12 protein-coding genes are annotated in these 12,553 nt (G+C 69.1%); 6 read left to right on the top strand and 6 right to left on the bottom strand.

Going from position 1 to position 12,553, the window contains the following annotated elements; genetic code table 11:
- Positions 1-79 precede the first annotated feature (79 nt).
- Both AC07OC_RS03705 and AC07OC_RS03700 read right to left on the bottom strand, forming a co-directional pair.
- Entirely contained in the window at positions 80-2,923 is a 2,844-nt protein-coding gene (locus AC07OC_RS03705) for a DEAD/DEAH box helicase (RefSeq protein ID WP_494600397.1), read from the bottom strand.
- Between the two features lie 50 nt (positions 2,924-2,973).
- Positions 2,974-3,882, bottom strand: coding sequence for a DMT family transporter (locus AC07OC_RS03700; protein WP_494600396.1), 909 nt, complete (start codon positions 3,880-3,882; stop codon positions 2,974-2,976).
- Positions 3,883-4,016: 134 nt separating this feature from the next.
- On the opposite strand from AC07OC_RS03700, the gene AC07OC_RS03695 reads away from it, so the two are divergent.
- Entirely contained in the window at positions 4,017-4,460 is a 444-nt protein-coding gene (locus AC07OC_RS03695; RefSeq protein WP_010458347.1) for an Lrp/AsnC family transcriptional regulator, read from the top strand.
- A gap of 26 nt (positions 4,461-4,486) precedes the next feature.
- On the opposite strand, the gene AC07OC_RS03690 is transcribed toward AC07OC_RS03695, so the two are convergent.
- A complete protein-coding gene (locus AC07OC_RS03690; RefSeq protein WP_494600395.1) occupies positions 4,487-5,419 on the bottom strand; it encodes a helix-turn-helix transcriptional regulator in 933 nt (310 codons plus the stop codon).
- Between the two features lie 147 nt (positions 5,420-5,566).
- On the opposite strand from AC07OC_RS03690, the gene AC07OC_RS03685 reads away from it, so the two are divergent.
- The 3 genes from AC07OC_RS03685 to AC07OC_RS03675 all read left to right on the top strand — a co-directional run bounded on the left by AC07OC_RS03685 (position 5,567) and on the right by AC07OC_RS03675 (position 9,029).
- Entirely contained in the window at positions 5,567-6,043 is a 477-nt protein-coding gene (locus AC07OC_RS03685) for a DUF3237 domain-containing protein (RefSeq protein ID WP_218295066.1), read from the top strand.
- Positions 6,044-6,111: 68 nt separating this feature from the next.
- Complete coding sequence (locus AC07OC_RS03680) at positions 6,112-7,131, top strand: Bug family tripartite tricarboxylate transporter substrate binding protein (protein WP_494598170.1); 1,020 nt, start codon at positions 6,112-6,114, stop codon at positions 7,129-7,131.
- A 188-nt stretch (positions 7,132-7,319) separates the two neighbouring features.
- The gene (locus tag AC07OC_RS03675; protein ID WP_218338614.1) at positions 7,320-9,029 is read left to right on the top strand and encodes a tannase/feruloyl esterase family alpha/beta hydrolase; all 1,710 of its coding nucleotides are present in this window, start codon (positions 7,320-7,322) and stop codon (positions 9,027-9,029) included.
- Between the two features lie 16 nt (positions 9,030-9,045).
- Here the strand turns inward: AC07OC_RS03675 and AC07OC_RS03670 are convergent, their stop codons facing one another.
- Positions 9,046-9,546, bottom strand: coding sequence for a hypothetical protein (locus AC07OC_RS03670; RefSeq protein ID WP_494600394.1), 501 nt, complete (start codon positions 9,544-9,546; stop codon positions 9,046-9,048).
- A gap of 80 nt (positions 9,547-9,626) precedes the next feature.
- Positions 9,627-9,878 (bottom strand): GlsB/YeaQ/YmgE family stress response membrane protein, encoded by a 252-nt coding sequence (locus AC07OC_RS03665; RefSeq protein ID WP_218295062.1) that lies wholly within the window; start codon positions 9,876-9,878, stop codon positions 9,627-9,629.
- Positions 9,879-10,135: 257 nt separating this feature from the next.
- Here AC07OC_RS03665 and AC07OC_RS03660 point away from each other — a divergent pair, with 257 nt between their 5' ends.
- Complete coding sequence (locus AC07OC_RS03660; protein ID WP_218338613.1) at positions 10,136-10,522, top strand: hypothetical protein; 387 nt, start codon at positions 10,136-10,138, stop codon at positions 10,520-10,522.
- Between the two features lie 54 nt (positions 10,523-10,576).
- Here AC07OC_RS03660 and AC07OC_RS03655 read toward each other — a convergent pair whose 3' ends face one another.
- Positions 10,577-11,152, bottom strand: coding sequence for a C40 family peptidase (locus AC07OC_RS03655; RefSeq protein ID WP_218295060.1), 576 nt, complete (start codon positions 11,150-11,152; stop codon positions 10,577-10,579).
- 218 nt (positions 11,153-11,370) lie between these two features.
- Between AC07OC_RS03655 and AC07OC_RS03650 the strand changes: the two genes are divergently transcribed.
- The gene (locus tag AC07OC_RS03650) at positions 11,371-12,510 is read left to right on the top strand and encodes a PQQ-dependent sugar dehydrogenase (RefSeq protein ID WP_218295059.1); all 1,140 of its coding nucleotides are present in this window, start codon (positions 11,371-11,373) and stop codon (positions 12,508-12,510) included.
- Positions 12,511-12,553 lie beyond the last annotated feature (43 nt).

Genomic DNA, 12,553 nt, shown 5'->3' with positions numbered 1-12,553 from the left:
AGGCAGGCACAGGGCCCGGACTGCTTTCAATTTGATAGCTGCTGGCGCTTGCTGGAAAAGCGCTGACAGCCAAAAACCTTCAAGCCTCGGGCGGCTGCAGCGGCCGGGGGCGCCGTTTGCCCGTGCCGCCCCAGCGCAGCGCGTCCTCGCCCGGAATGCCCAGCGGGTTGTTGGCTGGTTCGGAGAGGGGCGCCAGCAGGGCGTGCAGGTCGGCCTCGCTGAACTTGACGGCGCCCTCGGCGTCATGGCCCAGCACACCCTGGGCCAGCGCGGCCTTGCGGGCCTGCAGTTCCAGCATGCGTTCTTCGATGCTGCCTTCCACCACCAGCTTGTAGACAAACACCGGCTGGTCCTGCCCGATGCGGTGGGCGCGGGCGGTGGCCTGCTCTTCCACGGCGGGGTTCCACCAGGGGTCGAGGTGGATCACGGTGTCGGCGGCGGTGAGGTTCAGGCCGAGGCCCCCGGCCTTGAGGCTGACGAGCAGGATGGGGGCGCTGGTTGCGTCCCGTGCCTGGAACCGCCGCACCACCGCGCCGCGCTGGCGGGGCGGTGTCTGGCCCGTGAGGGTGAGGTAGGGCAGGGCCAGGGTGTCGAGCAGCTCGGCCGCCAGCGCGAGCATTTCGGTGAATTGGGAGAACACCAGCACGCGGCGCCCTTCGTCGACCAGGGCGGGCAGCATGTCGGCCAGTAGTTCGAGCTTGGCGCGCTCCATCGTCTGCGCCGTTTTTGTGGTGCCTTTGACCAATCTGGGGTCGCAGCAGACCTGGCGCAGCTTGAGCAGGGCGTCGAGGATGGTGATCTGCGCGCCGTCGAAGCACTGGCGCTCGAGCGCGCGGCGCACCTGCTTGTCGGCCGTGGTGCGCACGGCCTCGTACAGCTCGCGCTGCCTGCCTTGCAACTGCACGCGCTGGATGACCTCGGTGCGTGGCGGCAGCTCAGTGGCCACGTCCTGCTTGCGGCGGCGCAGGATGAACGGGCGCACGCGCTGCGACAGGAGCTGGGCGCGCAGGGTTTCGCCGTTTTCCTCGATGGGCTTGCGCCAGCGGGCGTTGAAGCTGCGCACATCGCCCAGAAAGCCGGGCATCAGGAAGTCGAATTGGGCCCACAGCTCGCCCAGGTGGTTTTCGAGCGGCGTGCCCGTCAGGCACAGCAGGTGCGGGGCCTTCAGCTGGCGCAGGGCGCGGGCGCTGCGGCTTCCGGCGTTTTTCACCATCTGCGCTTCGTCCAGGATGAGCAGGTGGAATGGCTGTGCGGCCAGCGCCTCCACGTCGCGCCAGAGCAGCGGGTAGGTGGTCAGCACCAGGTCGTGGTCGGCCATCTGCAGATAGCGCTGGCCTCGGCCGGCGCCATGCAGCGCCAGCACGCGCAGGCCGGGTGCCATGCGCGCGGCCTCGGCCTGCCAGTTGAAGAGCAGCGAGGTGGGCAGCACCACCAGGGCGGGGCGGGTGAGGCGCCCGGCCTCCTTCTCGGCCAGCACGTGGGCCAGCGCCTGCGCGGTCTTGCCCAGGCCCATGTCGTCGGCCAGGATGCCGCCCAGGCCTTGGGCGCGCAGGTATTGCAGCCAGGTCAGGCCTTCCAGTTGATAGGGGCGCAGTTGCACCTGCAGGCCTTGCGGTGCAGCCACCGCTTGCGGGGCGCCGATGGTGCGCAACCGCTTGGCGAGCTGGGCCAGGCCCACGTCGCCCTGCAGCTGCCAGTCGTTGTTCCAGCCATTGACCGTGCCCACGCGGTGGGCCAGCACCAGCCCGGCGCGCAGAGCCTCGATGCGGCGGGCCTCCCACGCACCCAGGTGCAGCGGGTCGCCGTCCTTGCGCTGGTTGCGGGTCGGGTCGGTCAGCAGGTCGATCATGGCCCCCACGATGGCCTTGAGCGGGCCGGCGGGCGCGTCGATGCGTTTGCCGCCCGGGGCGCGCAGCGAAATGATGGCAATGTCGTCAATGGAGGCCATCTGCCGGGCATTGAGCCAGCGCGCGTCGCGGCGCAGCAGGTCGGCCAGCATGGGGGCCAGGTCCAGCGTTTCATCGTCGATCTCGATGCCCAGGCTGAGCAGCCAGGCGCCTTCGCGCTCGGGCAGCTGCAGTTTCTGCACGGGGCGCTCGCGTGGGCCGAGTGGGCCGTCCACTTCCTTGCCCAGCAGTTCGCCGGTGTCAGGGGCGATGTGCAGCTTCCAGCGCAACACGGGCACGCTCTCGTGCGCGAAGCCCGGTTGCACCACCACGCTCCAGCCTCTGGCGCGGAGTTGGGGGATCTGCTCGGCCCAGAAGTCGCCAAAGAAGGCCTCCTGCGCCAGCGTCCACAGCGGGCCCAGGCTGGCGGCGGCATCGCGGTTGCGCCATTGCAGCGAGCGTGCGTCCACGGGCAACAGGCCCAGATCCCACACGAGGTCCATGGCGTCCGACTCGGCCGCCACGTCGCGCTGCATGCGCACCACGGGGCCGCCGGTGTCGTACAGATCCTGCAGCGGGGCGGGGCGCGAGTTGAGGATGGACGTGGGCGCAGGCGTCTGCCAGGCGATGGCGCCTGGGAGTGTGTCGTCGGTGCGGTAGGTCCAGTCGATCTGGGCCAGCGTCACGCTGTCGCCGCGCGGCCCCATCTTGCCCTGGGGCTTGAGGCCCAGCAGACCGTCGCCCCGGCCCAGGGTCATCAGCGTGATGCGCGGGCGGAAGTGCCCGGTGGCGATGCCGGGCGGTGGCGCGGTGCGCCCGGCGGGCGGCGTGGCCGTCTCCGTGCCGGTCTCGTCGCCCCGCATCAGCGCCATCACGCGCGCGGCCTCGGCGTCCGTCAGCGGGGGCAGGGCCTTCAGTGCCGCTGCATCGGCCTGGCGGCGCAGGGCGGCCACCCAGGCGGCGATCACCGCCTGGCGGTCGGATCGCGGCGGTGCGGGCGGCTCGGCGGGGGAAGGGAGGTCACCGGGGTGTGTCACTGGCCGGTGATTGTGCCGTGCCCATGGGCCGGGCCTGGCGGGATGCGGTGCTATTTGGCGCCTTGTGCCGCCGGTTGCGCGGCGGTCGTCGCCCGGGGGCGGCTGCCCTGCAGGTGCATGGCGGCCGCGGCGAGCAGGATGGCGGCGGCTCCCAGCCACTGGGCCGGCTGCAGGCGGTGGCCAAACGCGGCGAAGTCCACGCCAATCGCCACCACCGGATAGATGAAGGACAGCGCGCCCTGCAGGTAGGTGGGCAGCTTCTGCACGGCGCCGTACAGCAGGATGTACATGAGGCCCGTGTGCACCACGCCCACCGTGGTCAGCAGCAGCCAGGTGCGGGCACCTTGCGGGGGGGCACCCAGGTTGGCAAACGGCGCCAGCAGGAGCACGCCCACGCAGACCTGTACCAGGGCAATGAGGTGGGGCGGCGTGCCGGTGAGGCGTTTGGCGATCACCGAGGCTATGGCCCAGAAGAAGGCAGCACCGAGCGCCATGGCGATGCCCAGCGCATAGTGCGTGCCACCCTGGCTCGCGCCGGGCCGGGCCTGCACGATGAGCAGCATGCCGCCGAATGCCAGGGCCAGCCAGCCGAGCTTGGCCGGGGTGATGCGCTCGCCAAAGAGCAGGGCGCCAAACACCACCAGCATGAAGGGCTGGGTGTTGTAGACCGCCGTGGCAATCGAAATGGAAGCGTGCGAATACGCCCCAAACAGCAGGAGCCAGTTGGTGACGATGGCCACGCCCCCCAGGGCCGCCCATGCTGCCGTGCGCCAGGTCAACACGCCGCGCAGCAGGCCCATGGCGGCGCACACGGCCGCCAGCGTGGCCGCGCCGAACACGCAGCGCCAGAACACCACGTTCAGTGCCGGCAGGCCGGATTCCACGACAAACCAGCCGATGGTGCCCGATATGGCCATGGCGGTGCCCATCTCCAGCGTGCCTTGCGTTTTCTTGTCCATGGGGTCACTCCATCCGGGGGTTGATGAAATGACTATAGGAAAACGGGCCTGTGCGTGGAATGGATGAAGAAAGGCATTTATTCAGTAAACCCTCATAATCTGAGGCAACCATTGACTTTGAGGAGCTGCTTTCCATGGATTCCATCGACCAGGCCATCCTGACCGTGCTGCACCAGGACTCCCGCACTTCACTCAAGGTGCTGGGCGAACGTGTGGGCCTGTCGTCGCCCAGCGTGTCCGAGCGGCTGCGGCGGCTGGAAGAGCGCGGGGTGGTCCGCGCGTTCACGGTGGACATCGAACCGCGTGCGCTGGGCTATCAGCTGCAGGCCATCGTGCGCATCAAGCCGCTGCCGGGCCAGCTGGCGGCGGTGGAGAAGTTGATCCAGGAGACGCCGGAGTTCTGCGAGTGCGACAAGGTCACCGGCGACGACTGCTTTGTCGCCCGGGTGTATGTGCGTTCCATCGAGCAGCTCGACGGCGTGCTGGACCGCATTGCCGACAAGGCGCAGACGAGCACGGCCATCGTGAAGGCGCAGACCATCCGGCGGCGGCCACCGCCATGGTCGCCGGGCGTCTGAGATTTTGAGAGCGGGGGAGGCCCTTTTTATCCGCCCAGCACCCGCGCAAACAGCTCGTTGCGAAAGTGGATGCCCAGGCGCGCGAAGGCGCGGTTGCGGTAGGTCTTGACGGTGGGCACGCTCAGGCCCAGGTCGCTGGCGATGCCCTCGTGCGTCATGCCCTGCAGCAGCCGGGCACACACGTCCAGTTCGCGGTCGGTCAGCTCGGCCTGCAGGCGCACCAGGCGCATGCGCAGCACCGGCAGCCCATCGGCGGCCAGCGGGGCCAGTGCGGCGCCGGCTGGCAGGAGTGCGGGGGCGCCCGATGTATTCACGGTCAACGTTGCCGGGCCTGGGCGGCTGTCCTCTGTTCGCCAGGCAGCCGTGGCTGTGGGTGGAAACGGGTGCGACAGAACAATGTGTTTGCGCGTGAGGGCCAGCAGCACGGGCGCCACGGACTCGAACGCGCCGATCTGCCGGTCGCTGAACGCCCGCTGGTGCTGGTGGCGGTAGAAGTTGACGGCGAACACCGAGCCATCGCTTTCGTATTCGACCACCGACACGCGCTCGGCCACGCCGTGGGCCTCATACACCCGGGCACGGTGTTCGCCCTCCACCTCGGTGGCCGTGACGTGGCACAGCCGCGTCTCGGGCTGGGCAAAGGGCGCCTCGTCAAAAGCCCGGCCCCAGGTGCGATCGCTGCGGTAGGGGCCCGAGAGGTACGCCCACCAGCAATCCTGCGTGGTGTCGGGCACGCCCCGGCTGGCCGACATGAACAGTGTGGGCTTGCAGCGGTGGCCCGTGCGGTACACCGACCACGAGGCCGCAGGCAGCACGGGCTCCAGGTCCTGCAGAAGCCCTTTGGCAAAGCCGTTGCCGCCCAGGCGGTGAACCATGCTCGCCAGGGTCTCGCTGGCGGGGTTTTGCAGCACCTGCCGGCCGGGTGCTTTCTGCAGGGAAGGGGGGAGCCACTGCCGCATGGGAAAAGTCGGAAATTGGAGTGTTCGTTGCCGAAAGCGTGGAGTGTGCGCTGAAAACGCCCCCGATTCCGTCGCCGAAAGCCCGGGTTATCCCGTCATCCTCTGGGATGACAGGCTCGGGTGGCAACGGGACTTACGCTAGGTCCCATGCCTGATCTCATCCCCTTGCCCGACCCGCAATTCCGATTTTTTGCCGACCTGCGCGTGGAGGTCGGCACCCCCCAGGAGGTGGGCCACACCGTGCACGGGCTGCGCCGGCTGATTCCCATCCTGGGCGGCAGCGCCTCTGGCGACGGCTGGCGCGCACGGGTGCTGCCCGGCGGTGCGGACTTCCAGCTCATCGTGAACGACCGGCTGTCGGAGCTGGACGCCCGCTACGTGCTCGAAACCGATGGTGGCGATCTCATCTACGTACAAAACCGGGCCGTGCGCTCCGGCCCCGCCGAGCTGATCGCCCGCCTGGTGCGCGGCGAGGCGGTGGACCCGGCGCAAGTCTATTTCCGCTGCAGCCCGAGCTTCGAGACGGCGTCCCCGGCGCTGGCCTGGATCGCCGAGCGCATGTTCGTCGGCACCGGCGCGCGCTACCCGGATGCGGTGGCCATGCGCTTTTTTGAGCTGCGCTAGCGTCCGGCACCCCGGGCAATTTCTGAATTTTTGAATCTTCCCAACGTACAAGAAACCTGGAGACATCCATGAAGACCACTGCCAAGCCCACCTCTTTCATCGCCACGCCACGCCGCGCCCTTCTGGCCGCCGCCATGCTCGCAGGGCTGATGCCCTGGGCCGGCGCCCAGGCGCAGGGGGCAGCCACGTACCCCAGCAAGCCCGTGCGCATCATCGTGGGCTTTCCGGCGGGCACGGGGCCGGACATCGTGGCGCGCCTGCTGGCACAAAAGCTGTCCGAGGGCTGGGGCAACGCGGGCGTGATCGTGGACAACAAGCCCGGCGCGGGCGGGCTGATCGCCGCCAGCGAAGCCGCGCGCGCCGCGCCTGACGGGTACACGCTGATGCTGGGCGAAACGGGCCAGCTCAGCATTGCGCCCAGCAGCTACAACAAGCTGCCCTACGACCCCGCCAAGGACTTCACGGCCGTGAGCCAGGTGGTGACGTCCGACTTCGTGCTGCTGGTCAATCCACAGAAGGTGCCCGCGCGCAACGTCAAGGAGTTCGTGGACTGGACCAAGCAGCAAAAGGGCCTGTTCCTGGCCACCTTCGGGGCCGGCACGCCGGGGCACTTTGGCGCGTTCATGTTCGGCGATGCGGTCAAGCTCAAGCCCGAGCCGGTGCACTACAAGAACACGGCCGATGCGCTGGGCGGGCTGTTCAGCGGCGACGTCCAGGGCGTGTTCGCCAGCGTGGGCCTGGCCGCCCCCAACGTGAAGGCCGGCAAGCTGGCCGCGCTGGGCACCACCGGCGCCACCCGCACCAACACGCTGCCGGACGTGCCCACCATCAAGGAGCAGGGCTACGCCAACCTGGAGTTCTCCTCGTGGTTCGGCATCGTGGCACCCGCCAAGACGCCGCCGGAGATCATCGCCAGGCTCAACGCCGACATCGTCAAGGCCGTGCAATCGCCCGAGGGCCGGGCCAAGATGGAGGAGGCGGGTTTCCGCGTGACGGGCACGAGCCAGCAGGACTTTGCCCGCACCATCGCCGCCGACACGGTCACCTGGGGCAAGGCCGTGGCCGCCACGGGCTTCAAGGCGGATTGATGGGCTGACAGCGCGGCAGAGCGGTTGACGCCGCTCAGGCCCCAACCCAGGCCACCTCCAGCACTCCTGCACCTGCGCACGCGGGCGGCCGGCGCCACGGCGCACCCGCGCCCTGTCAGCGCTGCGCCCTGCATCCCCGGCGCCACACAGCACAAACACCCCACCCACCACCTCAGGAGACATACGCCATGCCTTTTGCCCATGCCTCGCGGGCCCTGCCACCCGCCTCCACGGCCGCGCGCCCATCCCGGCTGCGCCGCCAGGTCGTCCCCGCCGCGCTTGCCATGCCCTTGTTGATGGCGGCCTGCGGCGGCGGCAATGGCAATGCATCGGCCCAGCCCGCCACCCCGGCGGCGGCCTGCGCTGCGCTGCCCAGCCAGGCGGGCCTCGCGGCCACCACGCTCACGGCGAGCTACGTGGCGGCGGACACCAGGCGGCCGGGCGGCGCCAGCACCGGCGCCTTCCTGCCCGGCCACTGCGTGGTCACGGGCAGCATCAACCCCCGCGTGGGAGTCGATGGGAAGAACTACGCCATTGGCTTCCAGCTGAGCCTGCCGGACCAATGGAACGGGCGTTTCCTGTTCATCGGTGGCGGCGGCAATGACGGCATCCTGCGCGACACCTCCCTCAGCTCCAGCATCTCGGGCGGCACGCCGTCGCCGCTGGGGCAGGGCTTCGCGGTGGTCTCCACCGACGCGGGGCACAGCGGCACCTCGGCCAGCTTCGGGGCGGACCCGCAGGCGCGCATCGACCATGCCTACAACTCCTACGACAAGACGGCCGTGGCCGCCAAGTCGCTGATCTCGACCCTGTATGGCCGCAGGCCCGACCATTCGTACTTCTCGGGCTGCTCGGGCGGCGGGCGCCAGGGCATGATGTTCTCGCAGCGGTTCCCGGACTACTTCGACGCCATCACCGCCGGCGCGCCCGCCATGCGCGTGTCGAGCGGCGCCACGGTGGCGGCGATGTGGAACACCATTCAGTTCAACGCCATCGCCCCGCAGGACGCGGCGGGCAAGCGCATCCTGTCGCAGGCCTTCAGCAATGCCGACCTCCAGCTGGTGGCCAACGGCGTGAAGGCGTCGTGCGATGCCGCCGATGGCGTGGCCGACGGCATGGTGAACAACGTCAAGGCCTGCCAGTTCGACCCCGCCGTGCTCCAGTGCCGCGGCGGCAAGCAGGCCGACTGCCTGAGCAGCGCCCAGGTCGGGGCGCTCAAGAGCGTGTTCGCGGGCCCGCGCAACTCGGCCGGCCAGGCGCTGTATGCGGGCCAGCCGTGGGACCCGGGCCTGGCCGCCCCGGGCTGGCGCAGCTGGACGCTGGGCAGCTCCACCACCGCCACGCCGGATGCGCGCTACATCACGCTGATGGTGGATGCCCTGGTCAACGAATTCCTCACCCCGCCGGACCTCACGTTCAACCCGCTGACGTTCAACTTCGACACCGACCCCGCGCGCATGGAGGCCTACTCGGCCATCTACGACACGTACCGCGACGACAAGCTCGCCGCGTTCAAGCAGCGCGGCGGCAAGATGCTGTTCATCCATGGCATGTCCGACCCGATCTTCTCGGCGCTGGACACCCTGGACTACTACGAGCGCCTGGCGTCCCACCACGGAGGTATCGCGGCCACGCAGGGTTTCGCGCGCACGTTCCTGGTGCCCGGCATGAACCACTGCTCGGGCGGCCCGGCCACGGACAATTTCGATTCGATCCAGGCCATGGTGGACTGGGTGGAGAAGGGCGTGGCACCCGAGACCCTTGCCGCCAAGGCACTGCCTGCCAGCACCGACATGCCCAATCGCACACGGCCCTTGTGTGCCTACCCGAAGTTCGCCAAATACAAGGGCTCGGGCAGCGTGGAGGATGCCAGCAGCTTCGTCTGCGCGGCGGAGTAAGCGAGGTCAGGCCACGCTAGGTGCGGGCGGGGGCGGGCAACTGCAGGCCGACCTCCCGCACCACGCGCACGCAGTCGCGCAGGTGCTGCTCGCCCAGGTAGCGCAGCGTGGCATAGCCGATGCCCGCGGCCACCGCCTGGCCCGCCAGCGGCACGTACTTCGCCGCCTGCTTGGCGGTCAGGCGCACGCCCACGGTCTGAGTGGCCCGGATGACCAGCTCGCGCGTCACCAGCTTGCCGATCAGCACGGAGCCCACGAGGGCCACCGCCTTCTGCACCTGCTCGCGCTTGTGCGGATTGAGCTGATCGATCTGCTGCGCGGACAGGCCGAACTCGGCGTTGATCTGCGGAAGCAGGCGGGACAGCAGCGCCGCGTCCACGGCCCAGTCGAGCCCCGGCACGGGTAGGGAACTGGCGGCCGCCGCGACCAATGCGCGCCGATGCAGCAATTTGCGGCTGCGCTGCACGGCAGCGGTGAGTGCCGCGTTGCCAGCCGCCATTTGCAAGGAAGTGGGCATGGGCGGGTTGTACCTGATGCGGTGGTGGTTGGCAAAGGGCAACGCCCGTGGCCGCGCAAGGAGATTCTTCAGCAGCCGTTTCAGGTTTTTCCCTTGACGAGGGTGAACGCGGCCAGAAGTAGCATGGCCCCCACGACCGACGCGATCCAGCCAGCGGCTTCCCCTTGTGCATACCAGCCCATCGCCAAACCCAGATAGGTGGCGAGAAACGAGCCCGCCACCCCCAGCAGCGCGGTCAGTATCCATCCGAGTTTGTCCTCCCCGGGTTTCAGGGCACGGGCCAGAAGCCCGACCATCAAACCCACCAGCAATGTTCCTAGCAATGTTCCCATGATGTTTCCCCTGCATGCTGCGACGCGATCTGCCCACTCTAAGGAGCGCGCGCGCCGCCAGCTTGTCGGACAACGCGCACTGTGCGCGTCCCATTGCGGGGCGCGCGTTCCCGACACGGGTGAGGGTGGAAAGCGAGGTCCGGCGTCATGAAGGGCCCGGCTGTGGGTCCCGTCCGACACCACGGCGCGGCGGGTACTTGCCGCCTGCGGGACCGGCGGCGCCGTACAGTGAAGCGTCTCCACTGAAAGGAAGACCGATGACAACAAATTTCAAGACCCGTTCCTTCCCCCTGGTGTTTGTGGCGGTGCTCGCGCTGGGGGCGGCATTGGCGGGGCCCACGACCGCCGCGGCCCAAAGTAGCGACGAGGCCTCGCTGTCCCGCGGCGCGGTGCCGGACACCACGCCCCAGCAGCGCTACCAGACCGCCATCCGCGAAGCCGGCGGTGGGTTGAAGGTGAGCCTGGAGGAATGCCGGGCCATGCCCTCGGCGGACCGCCGCAGCTGCGAATCCCAGGCACGCGCCACGTACCAGGCCGATATGGCCAAGGCCAAGGCCATGCTGCGCGACCCGTCGATAGGCCCGGTGAATGTGGTGGGGGGACCGATCCGCAGCACCGAGACGGTGTACGAGATCAAACGCTAGCCGCAGGCAGGACGCCTGCGAGGGGACATCCTGGCCGGGCGAGCGGCGTGGTTGCTATTTGGCTTGCGCGAGGTCGTCGCTGCCCGAGCCCGCGACGCGGCGGGCGCCGTTGAAGCGGCGTGCCCAGTAAGCCACGCCCATGTCTTCCACGCGGATTTCGGCGCCGCTGCGGGGAGCGTGGATGAACTTGTTGTCCCCCACGTAGATGCCCACATGGCTGAAGTTGCGGCGCATGGTGTTGAAGAACACCAGATCCCCGGGCTGAAGTTCCTTCTTGTCAATGACCTGGGTGGCGGCAGCCTGCTGGTCGGCCCGGCGGGGTAGCAGCAGGCCGACGGTTTGCTCGTACATGGCCCGCACGAAGCCGCTGCAGTCGAAGCCGGTTTCCGCGCTGTTTCCGCCCCGCTTGTACGGTACGCCCAGGAATCCCATGGCGTTCACCACGAGCCCGGACGCGCGGTCCGCCACCGTATGGGCCTTGTCGGCTACCCGGTGGCTCACATCCTCCAGCCGCGTGAGCAGGCCTTTGTCGGTGATGAACCGGTCCATATCGTCGGGGTTTGCCGCTTGCGGCGCAGCCTGGGCAGAGGTTGCGCAGACCAGGAGGAGGGTGCAAAGCCATCGGGACATGGGGGCGAAGGGTACCACGGTATGCTTACTTATCAAAAATAATCACCTGTGCAAGCTATTGATTTCGTTCAAGTAAATCCCGAACAGGGATTTGCCGGAGGGAATCCGCGGCTGCGCCGCCGTGGAGGGCCGCCATGTCAGGCCTGGCCGGGCGGCGGCTCTGGGGGTATGGTGTTCAACTTTTTCAGGAGCGCCACGAGATGGAATGGACACGGAAAATGCCCCTTTCGCGGGCCGCGCGGGCGTGCCTGGCGGCGCTTTGGGCCGTGGCGGGCGCCCACCATGGCGGTGTTTCCGCCCAGGGCACGCCGCCGGGCGTGTCCGTGGCAACCGTGGCACGGGGGCTGGAACACCCCTGGGCCGTGGCCTTCCTGCCCGAAGGGCAGTTTCTCGTCACCGAGCGGCGGGGCCGGATGCGGGTGGTCAGCGCGGGCGGGCAGGTGGGGCCCGCGCTGGCGGGCGTGCCGGCCGTCGCCGCGGGCGGGCAGGGCGGCTTGCTGGACGTGGTGACCGATGCCGACTTCGCCCGCAACCGCCGCATCTTCTTCTGCTTTTCGGAGCCCGCCCCGGGTGGCGCGTCCGGCAACAGCACGGCGCTGGCACGGGCCACGCTGTCCGCGGATGCGCGCAGCCTGCAGGAGGTCAAGGTCCTCTTCAGCCAGCAGCCCAAGGTGGCCAGCGCCCAGCATTTCGGCTGCCGCATCGTGCAGGCGGCCGACGGCAACCTGTTCCTGGCGCTGGGCGAGCGCTACCAGCGCAAGGACGATGCGCAAAGGCTCGACAACCACCACGGCAAGATCGTGCGCATCACCCCGGACGGCGCGGTGCCGGCCGACAACCCGTTTCGCCAGCGCGCGGGCGCCTTGCCGGAGATCTGGAGCTACGGCCACCGCAATCCCCAGGGCGCCACCCTGGGCCCTGACGGCCAGCTGTGGATGCACGAGCACGGCCCCCAGGGGGGCGATGAGATCAACCTGCCCCGGCCCGGCCGCAACTACGGCTGGCCCGTGATCACCTACGGCGAGAACTACGGGGGCGGCAGGATGGGTGAAGGCACGGCCAAGGCGGGCATGGAGCAGCCGCTGCACTACTGGGTGCCGTCGATTGCGCCCTCGGGCATGGCGTTCCTCACCAGCGCGCGCTACGGCGCGGCGTGGCAGGGCAGCCTGTTCGTGGGGTCTCTCAAGTTCGGCACCCTGCACCGGCTGGAAGTCGCCCCGGGCAAGGTCTTGCGCGAGGAAAAGCTGCTGCAGGGCCAGGGCGAACGCATCCGCGACGTGCGCCAGGGGCCTGACGGCCTGATCTACCTGCTGACCGACAGCCCGCAGGGCCAGCTGCTGCGCCTGCAGCCCTCCTGATCGGCGGGCACGCCGGCGGGGCTGCGACAATGCCCCATTTCCA

The organism is Acidovorax sp. GW821-FHT10E04 (assembly GCF_059415185.1).
This window is presented reverse-complemented; position numbering and strand designations above follow the sequence as displayed.